27 protein-coding genes and 1 riboswitch are annotated in these 26,446 nt (G+C 33.9%); of the genes, 18 read left to right on the top strand and 9 right to left on the bottom strand.

The features are described 5' to 3' along the window. Positions 1–64: 64 nt before the first annotated feature. From EKL95_RS09980 to EKL95_RS09960, 5 genes are all read right to left on the bottom strand, one after another. Positions 65–2,236, bottom strand: coding sequence for a TonB-dependent receptor family protein (locus EKL95_RS09980; protein WP_126564133.1), 2,172 nt, complete (start codon positions 2,234–2,236; stop codon positions 65–67). 26 nt (positions 2,237–2,262) lie between these two features. After that, the gene (locus EKL95_RS09975; protein ID WP_126564132.1) at positions 2,263–3,360 is read right to left on the bottom strand and encodes a cytochrome-c peroxidase; all 1,098 of its coding nucleotides are present in this window, start codon (positions 3,358–3,360) and stop codon (positions 2,263–2,265) included. A gap of 402 nt (positions 3,361–3,762) precedes the next feature. Further along, on the bottom strand, positions 3,763–5,991 hold the full coding sequence (locus EKL95_RS09970) for a carboxypeptidase-like regulatory domain-containing protein (protein ID WP_126564131.1): 2,229 nt from the start codon (positions 5,989–5,991) through the stop codon (positions 3,763–3,765). Between the two features lie 60 nt (positions 5,992–6,051). Beyond that, positions 6,052–6,390, bottom strand: coding sequence for a heavy-metal-associated domain-containing protein (locus EKL95_RS09965; RefSeq protein ID WP_126564130.1), 339 nt, complete (start codon positions 6,388–6,390; stop codon positions 6,052–6,054). Between the two features lie 77 nt (positions 6,391–6,467). Next, entirely contained in the window at positions 6,468–6,818 is a 351-nt protein-coding gene (locus tag EKL95_RS09960; protein ID WP_126564129.1) for a hypothetical protein, read from the bottom strand. Positions 6,819–7,346: 528 nt separating this feature from the next. Here EKL95_RS09960 and EKL95_RS09955 point away from each other — a divergent pair. The 13 genes from EKL95_RS09955 (at position 7,347) to EKL95_RS09900 (ending at position 19,755) form a co-directional block, all read left to right on the top strand. Beyond that, positions 7,347–8,438, top strand: coding sequence for a phosphatase PAP2 family protein (locus EKL95_RS09955; protein WP_126564128.1), 1,092 nt, complete (start codon positions 7,347–7,349; stop codon positions 8,436–8,438). A gap of 12 nt (positions 8,439–8,450) precedes the next feature. Further along, complete coding sequence (locus tag EKL95_RS09950; protein WP_126564127.1) at positions 8,451–9,227, top strand: phosphatase PAP2 family protein; 777 nt, start codon at positions 8,451–8,453, stop codon at positions 9,225–9,227. 8 nt (positions 9,228–9,235) lie between these two features. After that, entirely contained in the window at positions 9,236–11,422 is a 2,187-nt protein-coding gene (locus EKL95_RS09945; RefSeq protein WP_126564126.1) for a TonB-dependent receptor, read from the top strand. An 8-nt stretch (positions 11,423–11,430) separates the two neighbouring features. Continuing rightward, on the top strand, positions 11,431–12,606 hold the full coding sequence (locus tag EKL95_RS09940) for an MFS transporter (protein ID WP_199736814.1): 1,176 nt from the start codon (positions 11,431–11,433) through the stop codon (positions 12,604–12,606). Between the two features lie 329 nt (positions 12,607–12,935). Then, positions 12,936–13,002: riboswitch (Fluoride riboswitch) on the top strand. 30 nt (positions 13,003–13,032) lie between these two features. Beyond that, positions 13,033–14,343: a voltage-gated chloride channel family protein gene (locus tag EKL95_RS09935; protein WP_199736812.1), complete on the top strand. Its 1,311-nt coding sequence runs from the start codon at positions 13,033–13,035 to the stop codon at positions 14,341–14,343. Positions 14,344–14,346: 3 nt separating this feature from the next. After that, positions 14,347–14,694: a DUF190 domain-containing protein gene (locus tag EKL95_RS09930; RefSeq protein ID WP_126564124.1), complete on the top strand. Its 348-nt coding sequence runs from the start codon at positions 14,347–14,349 to the stop codon at positions 14,692–14,694. Then, positions 14,688–15,266 carry a phosphatase PAP2 family protein gene (locus tag EKL95_RS09925; protein WP_126564123.1) on the top strand — a complete coding sequence of 193 codons (579 nt, stop codon included), beginning with the start codon at positions 14,688–14,690 and terminating at the stop codon, positions 15,264–15,266. The genes EKL95_RS09930 and EKL95_RS09925 overlap by 7 nt, the downstream gene beginning before the upstream one ends. Positions 15,267–15,366: 100 nt before the next feature. After that, on the top strand, positions 15,367–15,546 hold the full coding sequence (locus EKL95_RS14850) for an MFS transporter (protein ID WP_148103995.1): 180 nt from the start codon (positions 15,367–15,369) through the stop codon (positions 15,544–15,546). A 77-nt stretch (positions 15,547–15,623) separates the two neighbouring features. Continuing rightward, complete coding sequence (locus EKL95_RS09920; protein ID WP_126564122.1) at positions 15,624–15,896, top strand: thioredoxin family protein; 273 nt, start codon at positions 15,624–15,626, stop codon at positions 15,894–15,896. A 62-nt stretch (positions 15,897–15,958) separates the two neighbouring features. Further along, positions 15,959–16,321 (top strand): metal-sensing transcriptional repressor, encoded by a 363-nt coding sequence (locus EKL95_RS09915; RefSeq protein ID WP_126564121.1) that lies wholly within the window; start codon positions 15,959–15,961, stop codon positions 16,319–16,321. Position 16,322: 1 nt separating this feature from the next. Then, on the top strand, positions 16,323–18,725 hold the full coding sequence (locus EKL95_RS09910) for a heavy metal translocating P-type ATPase (protein WP_126564119.1): 2,403 nt from the start codon (positions 16,323–16,325) through the stop codon (positions 18,723–18,725). A gap of 5 nt (positions 18,726–18,730) precedes the next feature. Beyond that, positions 18,731–19,072: a heavy-metal-associated domain-containing protein gene (locus EKL95_RS09905; RefSeq protein WP_126564118.1), complete on the top strand. Its 342-nt coding sequence runs from the start codon at positions 18,731–18,733 to the stop codon at positions 19,070–19,072. Beyond that, on the top strand, positions 19,069–19,755 hold the full coding sequence (locus tag EKL95_RS09900) for a cytochrome c biogenesis CcdA family protein (RefSeq protein ID WP_126564116.1): 687 nt from the start codon (positions 19,069–19,071) through the stop codon (positions 19,753–19,755). Before EKL95_RS09905 ends, EKL95_RS09900 begins: the two co-directional genes overlap by 4 nt. Positions 19,756–20,044: 289 nt before the next feature. On the opposite strand, the gene EKL95_RS09895 is transcribed toward EKL95_RS09900, so the two are convergent. Beyond that, on the bottom strand, positions 20,045–20,287 hold the full coding sequence (locus tag EKL95_RS09895) for a hypothetical protein (protein WP_126564114.1): 243 nt from the start codon (positions 20,285–20,287) through the stop codon (positions 20,045–20,047). A 122-nt stretch (positions 20,288–20,409) separates the two neighbouring features. Next, positions 20,410–21,657 (bottom strand): site-specific integrase, encoded by a 1,248-nt coding sequence (locus EKL95_RS09890; RefSeq protein WP_126564112.1) that lies wholly within the window; start codon positions 21,655–21,657, stop codon positions 20,410–20,412. A 1,062-nt stretch (positions 21,658–22,719) separates the two neighbouring features. On the opposite strand from EKL95_RS09890, the gene EKL95_RS09880 reads away from it, so the two are divergent. From EKL95_RS09880 to EKL95_RS15045, 4 genes are read left to right on the top strand one after another with little or no spacing between them, the layout of a single operon-like run. Further along, positions 22,720–23,475: a hypothetical protein gene (locus EKL95_RS09880; RefSeq protein WP_126564110.1), complete on the top strand. Its 756-nt coding sequence runs from the start codon at positions 22,720–22,722 to the stop codon at positions 23,473–23,475. A 1-nt stretch (position 23,476) separates the two neighbouring features. Beyond that, positions 23,477–23,881 (top strand): DUF5675 family protein, encoded by a 405-nt coding sequence (locus EKL95_RS09875; protein WP_126564108.1) that lies wholly within the window; start codon positions 23,477–23,479, stop codon positions 23,879–23,881. A 4-nt stretch (positions 23,882–23,885) separates the two neighbouring features. Beyond that, positions 23,886–24,164 (top strand): hypothetical protein, encoded by a 279-nt coding sequence (locus tag EKL95_RS09870; RefSeq protein WP_126460100.1) that lies wholly within the window; start codon positions 23,886–23,888, stop codon positions 24,162–24,164. Further along, positions 24,151–24,327: a hypothetical protein gene (locus tag EKL95_RS15045; RefSeq protein WP_199736810.1), complete on the top strand. Its 177-nt coding sequence runs from the start codon at positions 24,151–24,153 to the stop codon at positions 24,325–24,327. The genes EKL95_RS09870 and EKL95_RS15045 overlap by 14 nt, the downstream gene beginning before the upstream one ends. Positions 24,328–24,434: 107 nt before the next feature. Here EKL95_RS15045 and EKL95_RS09865 read toward each other — a convergent pair whose 3' ends face one another. Both EKL95_RS09865 and EKL95_RS09860 read right to left on the bottom strand, forming a co-directional pair. Continuing rightward, entirely contained in the window at positions 24,435–25,388 is a 954-nt protein-coding gene (locus EKL95_RS09865; RefSeq protein WP_126564106.1) for a Fic family protein, read from the bottom strand. Between the two features lie 83 nt (positions 25,389–25,471). Continuing rightward, on the bottom strand, positions 25,472–25,807 hold the full coding sequence (locus EKL95_RS09860; RefSeq protein WP_233589408.1) for a DUF6943 family protein: 336 nt from the start codon (positions 25,805–25,807) through the stop codon (positions 25,472–25,474). 220 nt (positions 25,808–26,027) lie between these two features. Between EKL95_RS09860 and EKL95_RS14945 the strand changes: the two genes are divergently transcribed. After that, on the top strand, positions 26,028–26,180 hold the full coding sequence (locus tag EKL95_RS14945; RefSeq protein ID WP_158614858.1) for a hypothetical protein: 153 nt from the start codon (positions 26,028–26,030) through the stop codon (positions 26,178–26,180). Positions 26,181–26,446: the final 266 nt, after the last annotated feature.

Below are 26,446 nucleotides of genomic sequence, written 5' to 3'. Positions count from 1 at the left end.
AAAAAACACACATATCAAAAAAAGAAATGTGTGTTTAAAAATTGAAATATAAGTACTTTGTTTACTAAAATTTAGCTGTAAATCCAAGATAGAAACTTCGTCCCACGGCAGGTATAATGCCTGGCCCAGGATATTCATCAGTTCTACGAGTGAAATAGGATTTATCTGCTAAATTATTAGCGCCTAACTTGATTGCAAAATTATTTAATTTATAGGAAGCACTCCAGTCCCAAACCGTATAAGAAGGAATATGACCCGCAACTGGATCTTCGCTAGTCATAACATTAGAAGCATCTCCATAAGCATCTCCAACGTAATTGTACTGTAAAGTGGACGATAATTTATCAGTGTTAAAAATTAAGCCTATGCGGTTTATGGTTTCGGCGGCCGCTTCGACTCTTTTTCCTTTAAATTCTCCTGTTGTATATTTGGCATCTATATAAGAAAATGAATTGAAAATGCTTAAACCAAAATCAGATTGCGAATTAAAGTATTTTATAATATTAAACTCGATATAACTTTCGATTCCTTGGTGTACACTATTGGCAATATTTTTTCTAACAGAATAATAATCTCCTGTAATTGGATTGGTTGCTAATGTTACCCCGATACGGTTGTTGTACGCCATATAAAAAGCTCCAATATCAAAATTAAGGTAATTTCTGATGGTTCCTCTGTAACCTATATCACTATTAAATCCTTTTGAATCTTTCAGGTTAGGGTCTATTTTTGAACTAGTTCCAAAAGGTTCTAATTGGCTGTAATCTATCGGACGGTATGCCTGAGAAATATTGGCATAGAGACTGGTGTTTTTTCCTGGTTTTAACTCCAATCCAAGTCCTGCTAATGCAAAAGTTCTATTTCTAACTTCACCTGTAAGCTGTATGTCGCCTTCTACTTCTTTATGTCCCTTGGCGGTACTTCTTAAATATTCAAATCGGAAACCGGGAGTGACGGTAAAATTTTTGGAAACTTTAAAAATATTTTCTACAAACGGAGCTAGATTGGTGGTGGTAAAATCTAAATCATATCCCCAATCTCCTATAATAGATAAATCAAAATCACTATTTGTGGTTCCTTCTCCGCCGCCTTGACGCTTAAACCAAGCATAACTTTGACGCACACCACTTGCAAAAGTTGATTTTTGATTCCCCAAAGAATAATTTTGGGAATAGCGCACTTCAGTTGTGGTATTGTTCATTTTTTCGATACCTACTTCTCTTGGGACATAGGTTCCCGTTATTGGGTCTGTGTCATCTGTGGCTCCGGCTCCTCCGTCTTCATTTCTCCAAACCAACGAACGACCGCTAAATAAATAGATTGATTTAACGCTCAAAGTGCTGTTTTCCGAAGGCGTATAATTGGCGTAAGCCGTAATGATATTCCAAGGGCTTTTTAGCCAGTTTCTTGCTCGTGTCGAGGCTTTTGGGTTAGCGTAAAATAAACTATCAGTTAATCCGCCTGGCATTTTTATTTTATTTCGAAGTAAAGAATATTCAACGCCAAAATTTAATTTTTCAGAATGATTGTATTGTATTTTTCCAAATCCAGAAACTTGCGATTGCTGACTGTTGGGTCTGTAGCCTTCCATATTTCGGTATTGTAAAAAGCCGTAGTAACTTATTTTTTTATAGTTTCCACCAACAGAATTAAAGGAATTAAACAACCCATAGCTTCCTATTGTTTGTGAAGTAATAAATTCAAATGGTTTGTTTTTTGGGGCATCTTTGGTGACATAATTGACTAAACCGCCAAATTGTGAACCAAATTGCAACGATGCAGCACCTCGAACCAATTCGATGCGATTGACAGCTTCCATTGGTGGAATGTAATACGATTCATTATAACCATAAATATCAGCACTGATGTTGTACCCATTCTGTCTGGTATTCATCTCTACACTTTGTGACGGATTAAGTCCACGTGTTGCAATTCCGTTGGCGGTAAATCCACTACTCTCTGTTTCTACAATATTTAAACCTGGAATTCTTCCTAGTATTTGTCTGGTATTATTGACTGCTTTATTGGCATCGAGACTGTCAACAAGAATGATTTCACTTTTTTTACCAGCATAAATGATTCCGTCTTTACTATCGGGCAAGTGACCTATCCCATTTACGGTTTTAAAGCCTTTGACAATAACTTCTTTCAGGGAGTTTTCGGTATTTTCTTGCGCTTCTATGGTTTGCAGTCCAGCTAAGGCAAGAAGGGTAAACATTATTTTATTGAATTTCATATTGTGATTTTTGTAGTATTAAAAAATTATTTTCGGTAATGATCGGTAAGCGTTCCAAGAAATGTTTCTAGTTGACTTTCTTCTTGGGCAGTCATCTTTAAATTACCTAATTCGTCTCTATTTACGTTTTCAAGTACTTCGGGAGTAGCAAATTCGTTTGGGTTTACATCTCGAACATTATAGAAATGGATGACTTCTTTTAAGGTTTTAAAGGATCCGTTATGAAAGTAGGGGGCTGAAATAGTAATGTTTCGTAACGTAGGAACTCTAAATTTTCCGTTGTGCTCGGGTTGCGAAACAATAGCTCCAATACCCAGATCAATAAAGTTGGCTCCAGCAGGATTTACGGCTGTTGATTGGTTGTAAAATGGATTTTTTTCGTTTCTGGGCACTCCTATATTATCATAGCTAAAATCAGTAAACAAAATTTTTCCCGTTCTTTCGTCAGGTTCTAAAACGTGACATTGTGCACATTTTCCTTTTCCTTTAAAAACGGATAATCCTTTCTTTTCATCATCCGTAAATTTGATCAACTGTTTGTTGAAATAATCAAATTTTGAGGTAAAAGAATTCACTTCTTTTGATGTCTCAAAAGATGCTAATGCATCGGCGATGTAGGACATTAATTCTTCGTCGGTCTTTGCTACCCCGTATTCTTTTTCTATTTCGGAATAATAGGATGTCTTTTTTATTTTTGAAATAACATCTGCAATATCCGCATTGTTCATTTCTACTGGATTAATAAAAGGGTGCCTGAGTTGCTCTTGTAAATTTGGGGATCGTCCATCAAGAAATAATCCGCCAATATAGGTTTCATCCGTAGTATTATAGGTACGCTCCGGAGAAAAAACGTTGTAGGCTAAATTTGGAGAATTTCTATTTGCAAAAGCACCAGTTATGGCACCTTCAGATACATCTCTGAGCAAAGGATCACTAAAGCCAGTTTCTGGTGCGTGACAAGAAGCACAAGCTTGACCGATAGGTTTGGAGAGGTTTTTATCGAAGAAAATTAATTTCCCGATTGCTATTTTATTACTAACAACAGGTACATATTCGAAATCATCAGCACAACTGGATAGCGTTATCATTACTACTAAGCCAATTAAAAAGTATTTTTTGCTCATTTATTTAGAATAGTTAAAAATAACGGTGCAAATATAAAATTCATTTCCGTTTTGACAAACTTATTTAGACTAAATATTAATAATATTTTAAATTAATTTTAACAGTTTTGAATTTCAATGTTTTACAAAAAAAAAAAATTTTTTTGGATAAGATTTTGTTTTGTTGTGCTGGACAAAAATATACAAAACCTATCGTTGCCGAAGATCCCTTTGTGATGAATAGTTCGGCAGAAAGGCAATTATGCAAAACTCGACTTTTGCTTAAGCATATCTTTTTCAGGACAAAAAAAAGAGTAGAATATCTTATTTTTCTATTCTTCTAATGAAATCTAATTCTTTAAGGACTTTTTCAGTACCCTCTCTGTATGATTAGGCTTTTTTTGTTTAATTCAAAATTTTGGTTCATTCATTTGTAAGTTTGAAACGAATGCCAACATAAACCTCTCTTCCCCTTGTTGGCCCCCAAACAGATGAAGTGTCAAAGTATTGACCAAATGGGTCTTGCCAACTAATAATTGGTTGTTTCTGTCTGAAATCAAATACATTTTCACATCCTGTGTAAACTTCAATCTTTTTAAAAATATAAGTAAATTGAGCGTTTACCAAAGTATATGGTTGTGAAAAATCAGGTCGTTGAAATTCTACTGGATTTGATTGTGTGTCTGGTAATCGTTGTTCACCATACCAATGCACATTTACATCAAAATGGAATTTGTTTGTTAAGGGTTTATAACTGTAAGTCGTCAAAACTTTATGTGCAGGATTGAAAGGTAATAATTGTTTTGTTCCATCTATTTCTCTGTAAACATCTAAAAAGTTGTAGCCCACTTTAAATTCAAAGCGCTTCCAAATTTTAAAATAAAGCTCTGTTTGAAAAGCATTACTTATGCTTGTTCCAGTAAAGTTTTTAATGATTGCTTTTGTTGGGTCGGTGTCATAGTCAGGAAAAATTTGATTTTGAAAATCAGTTCTATAAAAATCTGCACTAATATAACCCGAAAGATTATTGCTTTCAAATTTTTGAGTAAAGTTAATTCCAAAATTTGTTGCTCTTTCTGGTCTTAATTGCTCTGCAAAAACGATGTCCCTTGAACTAACCAATAAGCCTATATTTTCACTGAATAAATTAACTGTTCTCCAGCCTGTTCCGATACTGGCACGAAAAATAGTTATTGGCGTAACGTCATATTTCAATAAAGTTCTTGGAGTAAGAGTAAAGCCAAATTGGTTATGTTGGTCGCCACGAATACCAGCAATCCAAGTTAATTTACTATTTAAAAAACTCATTGAATTTTCAGCAAATACACCTGGAATATTCTCCACTTTATTGTAATTCCCTGCGTAAGTTCTTTGCAAAGATGTATCAGTGAAAGCAATGTCTTCATTGAGATCTAAGAGACGGTAACTAATACCTGTTTTTAATGAATGTCTCTGGGAATAGACCAATTCAGATTGCAGATTACCATAAAAATTTGTTTGCTGTGCGTTGTATTTTACCGTTCCAAAAAAAGATTTTTGGTCTTGATGAAATGAAGAAACAAATAAAGTTATTTTATGATTGTCATTAAAACGATAAGCCGTTTTTGTCCAAATTTCAGGCTGATTAATATTAACCGTTTGCCCGTAAATAGAAGTGCTGCCTTGGTCGTTATCTGGATTATAGAATCTTTGACCTCCAATTCGTTTTTCATTCAAAAATCGTAAACCAACTCTACTGCTCCAGCCCCAGTCTTTGTCGTTTCCGTATTTCCATTTATTTGAAATCATATAGCGTGTCAATAGGGGTAAATCGAGAAAATTATCCTTGTCACGGTCAATTTTATTTGCAGGTTGTACTGTATGAAATGCAGTAAGATTACTCCACTTGGCTTTTTTAAAAGCATAGTTAGCATTAAAATGTTTTTCTTCAAAATTATTCATATACACATTAAGCAATAATTTATCAGTGTTATCAGGATCTTTGGTTTCAACATTAATTTGCCCGCTAATACTTTCATATCCTTGCAAAACGCTATTAGCACCTTTTGATACATAGATGTTGTCAACCAATGTTCCGGGTATTCCACTAATCCCATACGTGTATGACAAACCTTGTATCATTGGGAAGCCGTCAATCAAAACTTGATTGTAAATGCCAGATAATCCCAAAATGCGAAGTTCTTTTGAGTTGGTTATCACATTAGTTGTTTGTGGTTGCACAGTCGTTTGTGTTTCAAAACAACCTGCTAAATCACAACAAGCAGCCTTACCCAATTCTTTTTGAGTAATGATTTCTGTTTTAATAGCAATCAAATTAGATAATGTAACCTTATCTCTATTTTTTTTAATAACAACCTCATTTAATATGTTTTCCTTTTTCAACTTGAATACTACAAATGTTTGATTGGTGATTTCTATCGTATCTGATGTATGTCCTTCAAAACTTGCAATTAATTTTTTATTGCTGATGTCTTTGATTGTAATTTCAAATTCTCCTTTGTCGCCTGTGGATGTTCCTGTTTTTTGGACAAGCCAACCTACATTTGCGCCAATAAGCGGTTCCTTTTTATCGTTGGTAACTTTTCCTAAAATAGTTTGAGCTAATAAACCACACGGAAACAGTAAACCAACAATGAAGATGTATTTTTTCATTGTGATTTTTTTTAAATAAGGCAAGGTTTATTAGAAAATAAATCTTGCCATATTCTTTGTTTACTGTTTTATTTTGTATATTTTTTCTTCAGGATTCTCACAACTACCTGTATTTTCGATAGTTTTATGGATTTCAATTTCAGTAACTATTGCAGGGTTGAATGTTATTTGAAACGAAGATGTTGTTCCCATTTTGCCTGATTTGCAGCTGCTCACACCTTTCAATTTTTCTACATTGGCAGCAATCATTTTCAAGTCCATCGAACAAGTAATTCCCTTTACTTTTATGGTAACTGTTTTTGTGCTGTCGGTATTTTGTGTTGTTTTTTGAGCAAACGCAATGCTTGTTGAGGTAATCAATATAATGAATACCAAAACTAATGATTTTATAAATTTCATTTTTTTGATTTTAAAATTGTTAACAATAAAGAGATATTGCTTCGAAGTTGTCGGAGCAAAAGTTTAATTTAATATTGTTAAACAATTTTAGGAGGTTGCCAAAAGTCAGGTGCGAATTGAGAAGTAAAAACTGATTGGTAAGTAAAATTTTGGTTAGTTGAAATTTCAGGTTTAGATATTTCAGCAAGCTGATTTGTAGAACATTGCAACACACAAGAACTGCAAACTTGAAAAGGATTACAAGATTTTCCCGAACGGTCGTCTTTATGTTTTTGTTGGCTGGATGATTTTTCGTTGTCAGCAATCGGTTTGTATTGTCCGTCACAACAAGTTTGGTCATTGTTATTTTGCAATGAAATCAAATCTATTCCTGGCTTAATAGCGAGGAATAAAATTATTGTTACTAATATGAGTGTTGAAAATTTCATTGCTTTGCAAATATACGACGTTTATATATTAGTTGTGTGAAATGATTCGAAACCGTATAAAAAATAGATAAACCGACAAAAGAGCACATCAATTGCCAACAAAATAATATTATTGTTTGTACATTTGCAACGATGAAAGGATACATTAAAATAGTACTTCTAATTCTGATATCGTGTTGCTATGTCAACACCGTATTTGAATTTTCAGATATTGAAGAAAAGCAAAATTTTGACAAAGAAAGTCATTGTTATATTTCTCAAAATACTTTGAAGTTAAATATACCCGAAACTACAACTCAAAGCAAGGTAACTATTTTTAAATCTGATGATCAACCTCGAATTGTCCTATTTCCTGTAATTATTTCCAAAATAACTACAAACAATTACCTGAATGAATTCTTTCTACCTCCACAAAAGCGTTATATTATTCACGCTTCACTATTAATTTGAATTTTATTTATTGAAATTTTAGTTGCATAATATTATGTGACTAATTTTTTTATTTAATTAAAATTAAAATTATAAAAAATGCAAAACACATCACTTTTGGTGCTTTCCTTTTTTGAAGGATTAGTGCTGCACCTTAATAATTATTTAAAATCGAGAGTATTTAACAAATATACCCGACAACGAAATATCCTAATTTTAGCTACAATTGTTTTTAATTTTGCTTCGCTGCACGCACAAGAAAAAGATAGTTCAAATACTACAATCCCAAAAATTGAAAAATTAGATACTCAGGAGTTCAAGATTAATAACAATTTATCCTATCAATATAAAAAGCCAAAGCTCTTTGAGTTCATAACCAAAATACCAAATAGCTTTAGTATTATGGGAAATATGTTTATGCAAAAAAAGAATCTAATTTGGTTTGGTGCATCAGTAGGAAGTACATTAGCTACCATCCCTTTTGACCAAAAAATAACCGATAACTCACGAAATTTTGGTGATCAAATTGGCTTTCAAACAGGACATAATTATTCGGGACCAATAAAAATGTTTCCCAAAAACATTAACTCTGGAATCTATCGAGTTGGAAATGGATTTACATCACTTCTAGTTGGGGGTGGATTGTTAACTTTTGGTTTAATAAATAAAAACTACAGAGCAATTCACACATCTAGTGAAATAATGGAAGGCTTAATCGCATCAGGAATATTAGTTCAATCTTTTAAAAGAATATCTGGTCGAGAAAGTCCATCTGTTGCAGAGGAGAACGGTAATCCTGGTGGAGCGTGGAGGCCATTTCCTTCCTTTAGTGCTTACCAAAAACACACACCTTATTATGATGCTATGCCATCGGGTCATATTACTACTTTGATGACAACAGTTATGATATTTTCTGAAAATTATAAAGAAATTAAATGGATAAAGCCTGTAGGTTTTGGTTTGATGGGATTGATGGGTTTTGAAATGTTGCAAAGCAAAGTGCATTGGGCTTCTGATTATCCCATCGCAATTTTTATGGGTTATATAATTGGGAAAAGTATTGTAAAGGGAAGAATAGTTGAAAAAATAAATTCAAATGTTGGAATGATAAAAAATTTCAAACCAAAATTTAATTATTCATTTTCGTCAAATCAAAATTACAATTTAGCAACAGTAAACTTAACATTTTAATTAAACTAAAAAATGAAAGCATTGATACAAAACTTAATTTTATTTGCTATTCTTTTAATTACAATTTCTATAAACGCACAGGAAGCAATTAAAAAGGATAGTATTATTATAAAAGGAAATTCTTCTTTAAAATTCAATTACAAACAACTTATTATTCCGACTCTTTTAATAACCTACGGAGCTATAGGTACTGAAAAAATTGACTACCTGAAAGAATTAAATTTTGAAATCAGGAGAGAAGTTATTGATGATATAGACCAAAAAACTTCTATTGATGATTTCTCGCAGTATGCTCCAGCTTTAACTGTTTACGTATTAAATAATTTAGGAATACAAGGAAAAAATAACTTAAAAGATAGAAGTGTTATTTTAGGAACCTCTTTTTTATTGGTTTTTACTTCCGTGACAGCATTAAAACGCATTACAAACATTGAACGTCCAGATGGTTCTTCATACTCTTTTCCATCAGGACATACTGCAACTGCTTTTGCTGGTGCTGAATTTCTTTGGCAAGAATACAAAGACAAATCTATCTGGTACGGAATTTCAGGTTATGCTGTCGCAACTGCAACTGGTATTTTTAGAATAACAAACAATAAACATTGGCTAACAGATGTTGCCGCAGGTGCAGGCATAGGGATACTAAGTACTAAAATTGCTTATTGGTTAAATCCATACATTAATGAAAAAATATTCAAATCGACTAGAGAAAAAAAAACAGTGTCAATGATAGCACCTTTTTATAATGGTAAAGAAATCGGATTAGGGCTGATAGTAAATTTAAAATAAACATACAAATGAAAAACGCAACAAGTAGTAAACATAAAATTCTATTTATAATATTCTTTCTTTTAAATCTAAATTTAATTTTTGCACAGAACACTTTAAAGGCAATCATCAAAAATGAAAAAACAAAAGAAGCCCTTAATAGCGTTTCTGTATTCCTAAATGGAACTCAATACGGCTCAACTTCTGACGAAAAAGGATTTGTAGTCCTTGAAAACATCCCCAACGGTAAACAAACCATTGTGTTCAGTTCTTTTGGTTACCGAAAAATTGAAAGAAACATTTTATTTCCTCAAAATGAAACCATTGAAATATTTCTTGAACCAACATCGGAAGATTTAGAAGAAGTTAAAGTTACCTCAACAAGAAGTAGCCGAACAATAAAAAACACTCCGACTCGAATCGAAGCGATCGCAGCGGGCGAATTAGAAGAAAAATCTTCAATGCAACCCGGAAATATCAAAATGTTACTTACCGAAAGTACAGGAATTCAAACCCAACAAACTTCCCAAGTCTCAGGAAGTGCAAGTATTCGCATTCAAGGATTAGACGGAAAATATACGCAACTTTTACAAGACGGATTTCCATTGTATTCAGGTTTTGCAAGTGGTTTGAGTATTTTGCAAATTCCACCATTGAATTTAAAACGTGTAGAAGTTATCAAAGGTTCCACTTCAACACTTTATGGCGGCGGAGCCATTGCGGGATTGATAAACTTGATTACAAAAGAACCAACCGAGACAAGAGAAATTTCGTTTTTGACAAACATAAATCAAACACAAGCGTTAGATTTAAGCGCTTTTTATGCTGATAAATACAAAAAATCAGGACTTACAATGTATGTTTCGAGCAATTCTCAAAATGCTTATGATGTGAATCATGACGGATTTTCAGATATTCCAAAATTTGACAGATATACCATAAGTCCAAAATTTTTCTATTATCCAAACGAAAAAACAACATTTAGTTTAGGTGTAAATGCAGGATTTGAAAAACGAATTGGAGGAGATATGCAAGTGATTGATAACAAATCAGATGTTACGCATACGTTCTTTGAGCGAAATAACAGTAATCGATATTCGACACAAGTAAAATTTGAAAAAACATTTGACAATAAAAATATATTGACAATTAAAAATAGCGTTGGATATTTTAACCGAAAAATAGATAAACAAACTTATAATTTTGAAGGGCAACAAGTAGCTACTTTTACAGAAGCCAATTATTTAATCCCTAACGAAAAATCAGAATGGAATTTGGGAGCGAATTTAGTTTCGGATAATTTTAAACAAATGAATTTAGTGGCTGACAAGTTAGATTATTACAATGCTGCCTTTGGTGTTTTTGCTCAAAACAATCTGAACATAACCGAAAAATTCATTTTGGAAAGCGGATTGCGTTTAGACATTACAAACAGAAGCAATGTTTTTGTTTTGCCTCGTCTGTCATTATTATATAAAATCAACGAAAAATTATCTTCACGATTTGGCGGTGGTTTAGGTTACAAATCACCTACCATTTTCTCGGAAGAATCCGAAGAAAAATCATTTCAAAATATAAATTCACTTGACTTTTCAAAAGTAAATCCTGAAAAATCGTATGGATTAAATGCTGATATTAATTACAAAACTACCATTTTTGACGAAGTAAGTTTTGCCATTAATCAAATGTTTTTTTACACCATTATCAAAAATCCGTTGGTTCTTAATCCAGTTCCCCTGACGGTAAATTATGCCTTTGAAAATGCCAACGGAAATATAGAAACCAAAGGTTTTGAAACAAACGTAAAGCTTCGTTTTGAAGACATTTCCTGTTACATTGGTTATACCTATATTGATGCAAACAGAAATTTTAATAATACTACAACTATAAATCCATTAACGGCTAAACATAGAATAAATGCAAATTTGATGTATGAATGGGAAGAGAAATTGCGAATTGCATACGAAGTTTTTTATGTTGGAAATCAGTATTTGACAACTAATGAAAAAGTTAGAGATTATTGGGTTATGGGAGTTTCTGGAGAATACAAATTCAAGTATTTCAGCATATTTTTGAATCTTGAAAACTTTTTGGACAGCCGACAATCGAAATGGGAGAATATGTATTCGGGAACAATTCAGAATCCACAATTTAGAGAAGTTTATACGCCAACAGACGGATTTATTTTAAATGGTGGGATAAAAATTAGACTGTAAAAATGCAAATGAAAACAAAAATAATCACACGAACCGTCTGGATATTATCCATAGTCAGTTTGTTTACTGATACAGCAAGTGAAATGCTTTACCCAATTATGCCGATTTACTTAAGAACAATCGGATTTTCTATTGTTTTGATTGGTGTTTTGGAAGGTTTTGCAGAAGCTTTGGCAGGTTTAAGCAAAGGATATTTCGGGAAATTATCGGACAATTCCGGAAAACGAGTTCCGTTTGTGCAATTGGGTTATGCATTAAGCACTATTTCAAAACCAATGATGGCAGTTTTTACTTTTCCGCTTTGGATTTTCTTTGCACGAGCTATTGACCGCTTCGGGAAAGGAATTCGCACAGGTGCAAGAGATGCTATTTTATCGGATGAGGCAACTCCGGAAACAAAAGGAAAAGTTTTTGGTTTTCATCGATCAGTGGATACTTTTGGAGCAGTTATCGGGCCAGCATTGGCATTAGTGTATCTATACTTTTATCCACAGGATTACAAAACACTTTTTTATGTCGCTTTTATTCCTGGGCTACTTGCTGTATTGGCTTCCTTTTTTTTGAAAGATAAAACTAAAGCCCATCCAATAGAAAGTAAACCGACACCTTTTTTCTCCTTTCTAAATTATTGGAAAACAAGTCCATCACAGTATCGAAAATTAGTAATCGGATTATTGGCATTTACATTATTCAACAGTTCCGATATTTTTTTATTGCTAAAGGCAAAACAGGCAGGATTAAATGACACGGCAGTGATTGGAGTTTATATTTTTTACAATTTGGTTTATGCACTTTGCGCATTTCCAGTAGGAATTTTTGCAGACAGAATAGGATTAAAGAAAATGTTTGTTTTTGGGCTTTCTTTGTTTGCAATCGTATATTTTGGGATGGCCTTTAGTACGAATATTTATGCTATTGCAATGCTGTTCTTTATTTATGGCGTTTATGCAGCAGCAACTGAGGGGATTTCCAAAGCTTGGATTAGCAATATTTCCGACAGAAAAGATACGGCAACAGCAATCGGAACCTATTCAGGTTTTCAAAGTATTTGTACCATGTTAGCGAGTTCATTAGCAGGCTTAATTTGGTATCAATTTGGTGCAAATGCTACATTTATAATTACTGGAATAGCAACAGTTTTTATAATCATTTACTTCTCTTTTTTTGTAAAAAATCAAACATAGACAAATTTAGGAGTGGTTGGACTTTTTTTTACATTTCTATTTTTACCTTCTTATTTCCCTTTATTTACCTACACAGGATTAACGCTTGGAATCGGAAGTTTTGAAATCTTTGGAGGTTGGACAATTGAAATGAGAAAACATGTATTTAGGAACAAATACAAAAACCGCAATTTAGAGAAGTTTACAAACTAACAGATAGATTTATTTTAAATAGTGGGATAAAAGTGAGATTATTATTTTGTTTCAAATGTTGCTCAAGAAGGAAATAATTTGACTTTTAATTAATCAGTTAAAAAATTTGCTAAAAATAAATTTAGCATTACTTTTACGGTTCTATAGGAAATGGTGTTCTTCCTAATCCAACCGCCCTAAAAAGCTGATGACGCCTGATTAATAAATTATTTAACTAATTTAATCAGGATAATTGTGTCTTACAATAAGCAAAAAAAGTCAAATAGTAAAACAACTCAATTTAAATTAATTTTTAGAAAATATCCTGCAATACCCTATCTAATCAAATGGTTTTTAATTAGCTCCATAATAGGTATTTGTGTGGGTTCTGTTTCCGCAGGTTTTCTTGTTTCTTTAGATTGGGTAACCTCTTTTAGAGAAAGCCATCTTTGGCTTATTGCCCTTTTACCAATTAGTGGATTACTTATCGGTTTGCTTTATACTTATTTTGGCAAGGACATTGAAGCAGGTAATAATCTATTGCTTGACAGTATACACAACCCAAAAGAAACTATTCCTTTCAGAATGGCTCCATTTGTTTATCTCGGCACTATTGCAACTCATTTTTTTGGAGGGTCAGCAGGTCGAGAGGGGACGGCATTACAAATGGCTGCAGCGATTGTAGACCAATTTACTAAGCCTTTAAAACTCAATGTGAGTGAACGTAAAATATTGCTTATTGCCGGTATTTCTGCGGGCTTTGGTTCTGTTTTCGGGACCCCATTAGCTGGAGCAATATTTGGGTTGGAAGTTTTTTTAATTGGGCGAATACGTTATAATGCAATCTTTCCCGCATTTGCTTCGGCAATTCTAGCTGATTTAGTTACTAATTTGTGGCAGGTAAAACACATACACTATCATATTGATTTTATACCCCAAATTTCATTACTTCTCATTCTTTACAGTATAGTGGCAGGAATAGCTTTTGGCTTATGTGCGGCTTCATTCAGTAAAATTATCCATGCAACTACCACTTTATTTAAAACTAAAATCGTTTACCCTCCACTTCGTCCATTTATAGGCGGAATCATAGTTGCATTAACTGTTTTAATAATTGGGACTACAAGGTACATAGGTTTGGGAATTCCAACAATCGTGCAGGCATTTGATGAGCAATTACCGATGTATGATTTTGCCCTGAAAATGGCTTTCACTATTATAACGCTTTCAGCAGGTTTTAAAGGAGGTGAGGTAACACCATTGTTTTTTATAGGTGCAACTTTAGGGAGTGCATTGTCCTTATTTATCCCACTGCCAACAGGACTTTTAGCAGGCATGGGATTTGTCGCTGTTTTTGCAGGAGCAACAAATACCCCTTTGGCTTGTATGCTAATGGCAATAGAGATTTTTGGTGTCGAATGCAGTATTTATGCAGCAATAGCTTGTGTGGTTTCTTATCTATTGTCAGGACATAACAGTATTTACACAAGACAAGTCATCAATGAAGTAAAATATTCTCAATTTAAAAATCATTCTGGAAAAATAATTAATGAAGATAAAAATTAAAATATGGAAAATAACGTAACTATATTAAGAATAGACTTTGATTATAGTCAAACGGGAAAAGAACAATCTTTTTGGAAACACCTTTGGAGCAGTACCTTGAGTAACGTATTTTTTAAAAAATCCAATATCAAACAATCTAATCTGTTTACTGCTAAATCAGGGTGTTTGAATTACGAAACAATTAAAATTTATAATTCTGAATTACTCTCCTCGATAAATCCGATGTGTTTAGAACTGATTGACAATGATAAGAATATCAAAATGTTTATTCAGCAAAGTAAAGAGTTGTTAGAATCCGCAATAATTGTTTTAGTAAACCCAAACTCCAAACTCCAAAATATAAAATGCTAGAGAAGATAAATCAAATAGACACAAAACTGTTTCTCTTTTTAAATGGAAAACACAATTCCTTTTTTGACCCCATTATGTATTGGGCGAGCCACAAATGGTTTTGGTTGCCATTCTATGTATTTTTAGTATTTATAATTATTAGAGAATTTCATAAAAAAAGTGTTTACATTCTTATTGGTATAGGAATATTAATTACTCTTTGCGATCAGACTGCCTCTAATCTTATAAAAAGTTCAGTAAAGAGATTAAGACCATCTCATGAGCTGGCATTACAACATCTGGTCTATTTAAGTAAGGCTGGACCTGGAGGGAAGTATGGTTTTATTTCTTCACATTCTGCAAATGTTTTTGGTTTGGCCACCTTTTTAATTTTACTGTTACCTGCAAAGTATAATTGGTTAAAGATAATTTTATTGTTTTGGGCAATCCTTGTCGCTTACAGCCGAATTTACAATGGAGTGCATTATCCTCTCGATGTAATAGTAGCTATGTTTTTAGGAATATTTTATGCTATTATAATACATTTTTTCTTGAATAAAATTTTAATTAAAAAATCAAATGAAGCTGTTTAATTATATTTCTAAAACCTTTTAGGTACTTTCTTTACTCAGTATATTAACTGATACAGCAAGTGAAATGCTTTTCCCAATTATGCCAATTTACTTTAAAACAATGGGATTTTCTATTGGTTTGATTGGTTTTTTGAAAGGCTTTGTAGAAGCTTTGGCAAGTTTATGTAAAGGATACTTTGGGAAAATATCGAACAATTCCGGAAAACGAGTTTCGCTTGTACAATTCGGTAATGCATTAAGCACTATTTCAAAACCAAAAGTGCTTGAAAAAATAAATTGAAAAAAGTTTGGAGACCCCCCCCTGCCCAGATGCATCTTTGTAAAGTAATTAATTTTAATCATTAAAATCGGAATACAATGAAACGACAAATTGAAGTATTTACAGCTGGATGTCCGGTATGTGAGCCTGTAATGAAAGCAGTACAAGAAATGGCTTGTGATTCTTGTGAAGTAACTGTTTACAATCTTGTTGAACAATGCGATTCAAAAGTTTGTGTTGACAAGATGAAAGAGTACAACATTACTTCCCTGCCTGCTGTAGCTGTAGATGGAAAGTTGCTTGCTTGTTGCCAAAATAAAGGCGTGAGTAAAGAAGAATTAGCAGCAGCCGGTATTGGTAAAGCCATTTAATTTATTAACCATACAATACAACTTCTAATTTTGGGAGTTGTATTGTATTTAATTGAATCATTATGTTACCAAAAGATTTAACAAAAGACCTTAAAGACCGTTTAAGCAGTATAAAAGGTCAAGTTGAAGGAGTAATAAAAATGCTAGATAAGAGTGATGACCCTGCTCAAATATTAAATCAATTTAAAGCAGTCAACAAAGGGTTTGAAAAAGCTCAACACCTGCTATTGGACGAAGTGTTCAGAAAAGCATTGGCAATGAAGATTGCCGTGGCATTAGATACTTGCCCAGGGAATTGTGGACAAGAAGAAAAAATCATAATAATTAGAAATCAATTTCCTGATTTAGAATTATATGAGCTAACAGATAAGATGAAAGAAATGAATATTATCGAAGATTTCATACTTAAAATTAAAAAACAATAGTATGGCAATAGAAAGTGTACAAATGAAAGTTTCGGGGCTGATGTGTTCTTTCTGCACTATGAGTGTTGAAAAGGCATTGAAACGGTATCCTGCAATTAATAGCGTGATGGTTAATCTTGTTCATGGAATTGTATTGGTTGAAGCTGATACTGCTAAGATGAGCCGAGAGCAATTGGCTGAAGCTGTTGAGAAATTAGGTTACGAAGTTTCTTCTACTGAAGTACAACAATATAAAACTGATGAAGAACTTTTTAGTTTGATAAAGCAACGAGGTACTATTGGAATGGTAGTTTCGGTTATTGATTTACTTATTGATCCTTTAAATTTGTTTGGACTTACACAACAGTATAGAAGTTATTTTAGTTTGGCTGTCGCTACCTTTGTTTTGTTTTGGGTAGGATACCCAATACTTCGTAAAACAATTATGGCTGTTAGACAAAGAGTAATAAATGCTAACGTATTGTTGTCTGCTGGTGCATGGGGTTCCTTTATTGTAGGCGTTTTCTCTTTATTCAATCCTGCATTACCAAACTTTCTGCCAGTTGCTGCATGGTTAATGTCTTTACATTTATTCTTTGGTTATTTTAAATTAGATACCCGTAAAAAAGCGTCAGATGCAGTACGTAAACTTATTAATCTGCAACCTGCTAAAGCAAGAGTGTTAAGAGGTGAACAGTTTGTCGATATACTTATTAATGACGTTTTTGTAGGTGAAATTGTTGAGATTAGACCAGGTGAACGTATTTCTTTAGATGGTGTTATCGTGGATGGTGGTGCAAGTGTTGATGAAGCAAATTTTACAGGTGAAAGCATACCTGCTATAAAAGAGGTTGGTGATAATGTTATTGGTGGGACTTTAAATCTTGATGGTGCTTTACAAATAAAAGTTTCTAAAATTGGTCAGGATAGTTTCCTTAATCAAATTGTTGGTTTAATGAGCAGGATAGCTGAGAAGAAACCGCCTGTAGAATTGTTGGCTGACAAACTAATGAACTATTATGGACCTGTTGTATTTATTGTTGCTGCTATAGCTTTTGTTGTATGGAGTGTCGCTACAGGTAACTATATACAAGCAACACTTGTGTTGCTAACTACTGTTATCATGGGCTATCCTTGTGCATTGGGCATAACAACTCCTATGCTTGCCGCTATAGCAGGTGGTAAAGGAATTTCTATTGGTCTTTTAGTAAAAGCAAGTGAAGTATTTTATGGATTGTCAAAAGTAGATACAATTGTATTTGATAAGACTGGTACACTTACTTATGGCAAACCTACCGTTACAGATGTACATACTTTTAATAGTAATAATATTGAATTGTTATCAATTGCTGAAGCATTGGAAAGTAAATCTGAACATCCGATAGGTCAAGCTATTGCTTTCTTTGCATCAAAAGAAGGTGCTCCAAAATTATTAATCAATAATTTTAAAGCTATCCCTGGTAAGGGTGTAACAGGCAATATAAATGGGGAAAACATATCAGCTGGCAAACATTCTTTTATAGAACAAAGTGGTGTTGATGTTTCAAATGAAGTAAAGAGTCTAATACTGTCCTTAGGGAGTGATGGAAAAACTGCTGTACTTATTTGTAAGGATAATTCTGTTATTGGAGTTATTGCTTTACAAGATACTCCACGCACTACAGCAAAACAAGTAATTACAAAAATGAAGCTAAGAGGTATGAGAACCGTAATGCTAACAGGTGATTCCAAACAAGTGGCGGAACCAATAGCAAAGAGATTAGGAATTGATGAAGTACAAGCTGAATTATTACCCGATGAAAAAGCTAATGCGATTGAAGCATTACAAAAGAAAGGTTATAAGGTTGCAATGGTAGGTGATGGTATAAATGATGCTCCTGCTTTGGCTCAATCTGATGTAGGTATAGCCATAGGTGCAGGGACAGATGTTGCTATAGAAGCTGCTGGTGTTATACTAATTGGTGACAGATTAATCGATGTTCTAAATGCTGTCATCTTAGGAAAAGCAAGCTATAAGACAATGACAGGTAATGTTATTGTAGCGGTATTATTTAATATCGTTGGAATGTTGCTTGCGACATTTGCTTTGATAACTCCTATGCTTGCTATTGTAATAATGATTGTAAGCATTTTTGCCATCTTAATTAATACACTTCGTATTAGAACATTGAAACTTGAAAGTGTTTCTTTAGAAACATCTGATGCATTAACTGAAACGAGGTTTAAAGTTTCTAATATGGTTTGTGAAGGCTGTGCAGGAAAAATTACAGATATTTTAAAACAGGTTAAAGGGGTAGAAAATGTCGAAACTAATGTATTTAAAAAATTAGTTTTTGTGGAGTTTATGCCTCAAGAAACTAATGAAGAAAACATTGAATATGCGTTGAAAAAGTCTGGATATACAATTCAAAAAAACTTAAAATAATAATTATGAAACTACAAATAAATTTATTGCTAATGCTTTCATCTATATTCATTGCACCTACATTTGCAGGTTGCCAACAAAATTCATCAAGCAATGAAGTTTCTCAATTAATAGAGAATGGAAAGAAAGTAATCATACATATTGAAGGTATGTCATGTATGTCGTGTGTAGCAAATATAAAAAAAAATCTGTTGAATATTGATGGAGTGATAGAAGTAAAGGTAAGCCTTCAAGACAGAAATACTATAGTAACGTATAATCCTGAAAAAGTTACAACAAAGCAATTGAAAAGCTGTATAAATAAGTTAGGTTATAAGGCTGGTAAAATAAAAGAATTAAAAGCATGATATTAGAGGATTTTTTAAACCAATTTGTAAGCTCTCTTCAAGAAGGATCTATTGTCAGTTTAGGGATTACTTTGTTGGCAGGAATAATTTCGAGTGGTGTTTGCCCTTGTACTTTACCCGTTGGACTTGGTTTTGCAGGCTATGTTAGTAGTGCCTCTGTTCGTGAATCTAAAGCAGGTTTTTTAATAACTTTTTCATTCTTTTTAGGTATTGTATTTAGTTTAACATTATTAGGAGCTATTGCAGGCTATTTAGGAGCTTTCTTAACGGAAACTTTTGGAAAATATTGGGCAATGGTAATGGGCATAGTATCGTTAATTGCAGCTGGAATTGCTTTTTACGGACCTTATTTACGTGTACGCCAACTTGAATCTCTGCGAAGACCGGGAATTGGCGGGTCATTTTTATATGGGGCAATTTTTAGTTTAGGAACATCCGCAGCACCATTATTACTATTGCTATCTATTTCAGCAGCTAATGCAAGTGTTTTTTATGGTTTAATTTTAGCCCTTTTATTTGGAATTGGAAGAGGATTACCTTTTTTGGTTGTCGGACTTTTTGCAAGCTCTGTTTCAAAACTTGCCAAATTGACTTGGTTAAGAAAAAGCATTCAAATTATAAGCGGATTGGCGTTACTTTATTTAAGTTTCTATTTTTTTACCGTTTTTAGTTTCTATCTTTAAATCAGAATAACCATTCTTTACATTTTTAGAAGGAACTTCTTTTTTTCATTCTGTAACAGTAATGGTACACTATTTAAGTGCCATTGGTAAGATGCCGGAAATGATAGTTGTAGCGATAAATGCAATAGAATTATTTGAAAAGTCATTGTCCTTGAAAGAAGTATCCGAAACTATAAAGAAACTAGAGAAGCTACAAGCGCGGAAGTATAACCGCCGCTAGCAGTTAGCGTCCGTTGCGTGCCTAGCGCAAGACAATTAAACTCGTGTTGAACGGAACCGGTTATAAGTTTTATTTCTCTGATTTGATCTCTTTTATCATACGCTCGAGTTTTTCTCGCTGTTGTTTTGCTTTTTCATCATATGCCTTTTGCCTTCTTTCGAATGTGGTTTGATTCAATTGGAGCTCTTTTTCTAAAGACAAAGTTTTATTATAACTATAAATCAAGAGAGCTAATAACAATGCAATACTGCAGAAATAAAAACGATATTCCAATAAAAGAAATTTTAGTGATTCAATTGTTTTTGTTAGCATGTTATAAGATTTAAAATGTTCTTTTGAAAAAATTTCCAGACTAAGATAAATGTATTACAAATTACCTGACTTGAACTATCTATTCTAAAATCATTATGTGCTATATTAGGAAAGTAGAAATTCTAATTGGCATTTTTGATAATTTTATCATTGTTGCAGTTTAACATTTTGTTTCGTAAAACCATCATGTCCTCGCTCACTTTTTTATCCAATATCTTAGCATAGTGCTGTGTGGTTCTGATGTTTTTGTGTCCTAACATTTTGCTCACACTTTCAATGGGAACACCATTTGTGAGTGTTACAGTCGTTGCAAAAGTATGTCGGGCAATGTGAAATGTTAGCTCTTTTTCGATTTCACAAACGCCGGCTATCTCTTTTAAATAGGCATTCATTTTTTGATTGCTCAAAATAGGAAGTAGTTTGTTTTGATTGTTGCATTCCGGATGGTCCTCATATTTATCAATAATCATTTGTGTTATTGGAAGGATTGGAATTTTTGAAGCGGATTCTGTTTTCTGGCGGTGGGTGAATATCCATTTCTCTCCGTCGATTCCAAGGCTTATATGCGATTTTGTTAGGTTTTTGACATCAATGTAGGCTAAGCCTGTGAAACAGCTGAAAAGGAAGATATCGCGCACTAGCGATAATCGTTCTGTTTTAAAATCTTTGTTGAGTATATTTTGGATTTCGTCTTCTGATAAATAGACTCTTTCTACTTCTTTAACTTTCGATTTGTAGTTTGCAAACGGATTTCTTTCTATCCAATGGTTGGCTATGCAAATCTTGATTATTTTGTTGAAATTCTTTAAGTATTTTACGGCAGTATTGTTGGCGCAATTGCGAACGCTTCTCAAGTAGAATTCATAATCGGTAATAAACGCATGATCTATTTTGTTAATGTCTATATCTGATACTTTGTATTTCCATTCCAGAAACTCTACCGTATGCTTCAAAGAAGTGTTGTAGCGTTCTAATGTTCCAGGTGCATATTCTTTACCAACCAATTCTTTAATTTTGTTATTGTGATCTTTAAAAATAGGGATAAGGGTTCTTTGACGTTCTTGGGTTCCGAGCAGTCTGTTTTTAAGTGCCTCAGAAGTTATATTGATGTTTTTATGGATAAGTTCCATTTGTACATCAATAATCTTGATTTTGAACATGTCTAGATGAGTATTTATTGAACGGGCTTCTTCTGAACTGCCCTTCATTTTGCCAGCTTCCGTGGACCATTTTGAAATTTCGACAAATCTATTTGTGCTCAATTCAATTCTTTGGCCATTAACAGTAATTCGAGTGTAGATAGGTACTAAACCGTTTACACTGGCTTTTGCTCTCTTTGCGTAAAAGAGAATAGATACTTTTGTTTTCATTGCGGTAACCTTTTAGTTGAACTTAAATTTAATTCTAAAAAGACTTCAACACAAGATGTTTGAATAGTAAACAGGTTATTAAACATGTAGCTATTCAACAAATGAACATGTTATCAAATATGTTCAAAAGCCTTGTGTGTTCTAGCCTGAGATAAAAATCGGTTACCCAAATGTTTTGAGTTTTAGGGTACCCGAATTTATCCCCTTATGGACACGCATTAATGAATATTTTGGAGGGGGTATAAAAGTAAAAACCCTCTAAATCATACGATTTAAAGGGTTTTAATTCAATTTGTATTTCTACTGGCGGAGAAAGAGGGATTGAAAACTCTTTGCTATGTGGTTGATATATATAGTGTTATATATGTTTTTTATTCAAGTGCCCCTACATGTGCCCCTTTAAATTTTTACAGTTTTTCAGCTGTGTCGATACTTGTAAATTTACAAAAAAACTTCTAAAAAAGGGATGTTATTTGTCAAAATATGAACACGTTAACTATTAATTATTAAACAGGTAAAGTTTAAAATTTGAATACCTCAACCATAATTTTCAACCAATTATCAATGGTTCAACCTGTTCAATTTTTAGGCTAGTGTATTGACAAAATTCCTCGATTGACACAAACTCATTTTGGAGCTTATTGAGCTCCTTTCTAATTTTTTGAAGTAGTCTAATACTTTGACGATAACTCTTCCCGGTTATGCGTTGTATATCTTTCGGGTAGATGCACAATCTTTTGTTTTGGATTTTCATACTCTATCTATAGCTTTGGGTGGGCTTTACCATACATGGAACCTCTATGATTCAATTCTAGCACTTTATAAAAATAATAAATTTTTCCTTTCCTTCAGTAGCACCATTCAATTCCATTTTTGATTCTTATAAAAGGGTATTTGTGTCTGTTTCTGCCATTTATGTCATAAAGTGACATATGGAACAGCAGCGTCTTTTTTATCTGATTTAATAGCTTAAAATTTGTTCTATAATCAATCCAAGGTGTTGCAACAGGATGATGATTGAAGGAGTTTTAAAGGAAAAATTAATTTTAAATTTTAGAAATTATGGCAAGACAGAAAGGCATAATTAAGTTGAAAGGTACTATCGGGGATATTACTTTTTACAAAACCAAAGACGGGCATTTAGCGCGTGAAAAAGGCGGCATCGATGCAAGCAGAATTGCGAGCGATCCTGCCTTCCAGAGAACGCGTGAGAATGGAGCCGAGTTTGGAAGAGCAGGAAAGGCAGGTAAAGTTTTGAGAACTGCAATGCGAACTTTGCTTATTAATTCTGCCGATAGCAGAATGGTAAGCCGATTGACTCAATCTATGATTAAAGTCATTCAGGCGGACGTTGTAAGTGAGCGAGGATTGCGAAATGTTATTGATGGTGAGGCAGAATTGCTTGCCGGTTTCGAATTCAACATTAGAGGAAAACTGGGCACTGCTTTATTTGCTCCTTTTGTGGGGACGATTGACCGTGCTACGGGTGATATTATGGTTGATTTATTGCCGTTTGTTCCTGCGAACATGATTGCGGCTGCTAATGGAACTACTCATTTCAAAATCATATCAGCAGGTGCTGAAATTGATTTTGAAGCAGAAACCTTTGTAGTTGCCACTTCAGAAACGGATATTCTACCTTGGGATTCGAATCAAACCGTAGATATCAATCATGTCAATCCGGTTACTCCAGGCAGCACAAAACCATTGTTTTTGGCTTTAGGTCTTGAATTTTTTCAAGAGGTAAACGGTAGAATGTATCCGTTGAAAAATGGATCTTTTAATCCATTGGCTTTGGTTCAGGTAAGCGGGCTTTAAGATGGTTTTAGTGTTAAATAGGACGTATTTCCCTGAGGGAACGCAAGGAGTTTTGGAATGGAACGGCACAATAGTTTGTTATACCATCGAATTGCCCTGGTTGGGAAACCAACGACGTATTTCTTGTATTCCCGAAGGAGAATATGTTTTACAGAAGCGATTTAGTCCCAAGTTCCAATGGCACTTGCATTTGAAAAATGTTCCAGGAAGAGATTTGATATTAATCCATCCCGCCAATGACGCCAAGAAAGAGTTATTGGGCTGTATCGCAACTGTAACACTGCACACCGGAATAGGGAAAGGAAGTTTTTCCCGAAAAGCGTCAGAAAATATAAAGGCTATCGTATATAAAGCTTTGGCTAATACTGAAGAAGTGAAAATAATAATCCAATCTAAAAAAAAGTAGCAGTATGAATATAGTTGAACGTGCAAAAGCACCTACCCCGAAGTTCTTCCGGGTTTTGAGAAGTATTGGATTGGCTTTATTGACCATCAGTGGAAGTATCATTGCAGCTCCGGTAGCGTTACCTGTAGCCGTTATCAGTATCGCTGGTTACGCAGCCCTGGCGGGAGGAGTCATTTCGGTAATTAGCCAGATCACTGTTGATGATGAGGCCAAGCGAGAGCAGGTCCTTGTTAACCGGTTGAAAAAAGACAATCAAAATTTACCGAGAGATGGAATCAAATAACACCTTGCAAATCGGAACCGCATCTGGAACTTTATTGAGTGTCATGCCAAATATTGTTTCTGAAGATATTCTAAAAACGATTATCTTAGCGGTAATTGGAGCTATTATTAGTTTCCTAATTTCGCTCCTTTTAAAAGGATTGACAAAATTTAAAAAGAAGTAATTCGGGTTTGGCGTGGTAACCTTTTCCCGAATTTGTTTGAAAGCCTGGTCGCGAGATCAGGCTTTTTTTATGTTTAGATAATTTACATTGGATAATATTTACAATAATTATTTTATCAGGTATTTTGTTTTGTTCAGAGTTCCTACGATTTCAAACAGATTCAGTACGACCCCTTTTTTTAAGTCTCTACTTGCTGTTGCAGATGATATATCTTTAAAGATATTCATGTACTCTTTTCTTGTGAATTCTTTGAGTCCAAGTGTAATAAAATGATCTAATCTGTCAATATCCCGTAAAATTCGATTGTTGTAATTGAGTAGACTTTTTAAAGACTCGTCAATTACTCCAAGCATGTATTCAATAAAAATAGTAGATTTTCCGACCTTATCACTAAGCGCTAATGCATTATAATACTCGGTTTGTGATTGACTAATTAATGTTTCAAATGGGAGGTATTCAAAAACCGGATATTCAGATCTTAAAATTAAGGTTTGCCACAATCGGCCCATTCTGCCGTTACCATCTAAAAAGGGGTGGATGAATTCCATTTCATAATGAAAAACGCAGCTTTTTATTAAAGTCAGTTCCTCCGAATCTTTGAGATATTCAAACAAGTCCTTCATTAAATAAGGGACATTGTCATGCGGTGGAGCAATATGTTCCACTTTAGTTCCTTTCACAATTCCAACAGCCTGTTTTCTATATTTTCCCGCGCTGTCGATTAATCCTTTCATTAATTCCTGATGTGCTTTTAAGAAACTTTTGTCTGAGGAATAGCTATAGTCTTTTAATTTTTCGTAGACTTTAATTGCGTTTATTACTTCAATTACATCTTTTTCAGGACCAATTACTCTTTTGTTTTCGATTAAAGCGGTTATCTGTTCCTCTGTCAAAGTGTTCCCTTCAATTTGAAGCGACGAATGAATGGTTTTAATTCTGTTCTGCTTTCGAAGTTGAGGAGATTGTTTGCTGAGGTACGTAGCGTTTACTTCTCCAATCTTTTCGGAAATAGAACGTATCAGTTTTAAAATATTCGGCGTTATGTCGTAAGGAGGTTTCATTGATGCTATCATTTGATAGTATCAAAAGTAATTTTTTTACGGTTATTTTCCAATAGTATCGTAATTTTATAATTGCTTTTTTTTTATTTACAATACCTCAACAATATAACCCGTTTCATTTCATTTATGAGTACAATATTCTTCTGGAATTGATCCTCTTTTTGTTCCAACAACCTCAACGCCTGAATTTGTTTTTTGTGCAGCTCGTGTTCCTCCAGCATTTCATTTACTTTTGAGCTAAAATCATTTTTGAAATCGTCAATTCGTAAAAATGGAATTACGGACCCTACTAACGATTGGTGCCAGAATCTTGCTTTCCATAAACTATAAGCCAACCAGTAAACCGTTTCGGCATCTTGTTCGTCTTGAAATAGGATTACAAAAATATTGGTGAATGGTTCTTTTTGGGGTTTTACCAATTGCGCTGTTATTGTTTTTTTGGTATTGGTGAATTCCGCTTCGCTCCATTTCCACTATTCATCCCTTTGTTGAGAATAAAGATTTGGTTGGATTTACAAACTGTACTTTTTTGGTGTTTTTTAATGATGAAATTCGGCATGACGTATTGGTTTTAAAGACTCGACCTTAATTTTTTGAAAAGAAAAAAGAGAAAAAAAGAAAGCCACTAAAACAGCAGAAATGACGAACGAAAATGGAGGAAGGCACGACCGACTGGAAGTGAGGAATGGATGCTATGTTTGCTGGATTTTTTTTTCTTTCTTTTCAAGAAATTGCACTATTGTGGTCGTGGAAGATTTTAACACCCCCAAGCACCGCAAGGAATGGAGCTAAAATGAAGCGATAGCGGAATTATAGCGGAATGAATGAGGAGCGCAGTGGCGGGGTTGCGGCAATCGAACAGCCACGCTAGACCGAGAACGGAACGTAGCTTGCGGAGTAGAGAGAAGGAATAGCAGCGTGAAACGGCGGGGGAAAAATATAAGACACCCGCCGCGGCGGGGTACCTTGATTTTGGGCAAAGTGACGTTTTTACGGAATGGCGCCAACCCCGATGGCTGTGCGAAGGAGCAACCGCTGAAAACATTGAGGGCGGCAGA

Origin of the sequence: Flavobacterium sp. LB2P53, assembly GCF_003970305.1 — a bacterium.
Taxonomy (GTDB): Bacteria; Bacteroidota; Bacteroidia; order Flavobacteriales; family Flavobacteriaceae; genus Flavobacterium.
The sequence above is the reverse complement of the archived record's forward strand: the minus strand, read 5'-3'. Positions and strand labels throughout refer to the sequence as shown.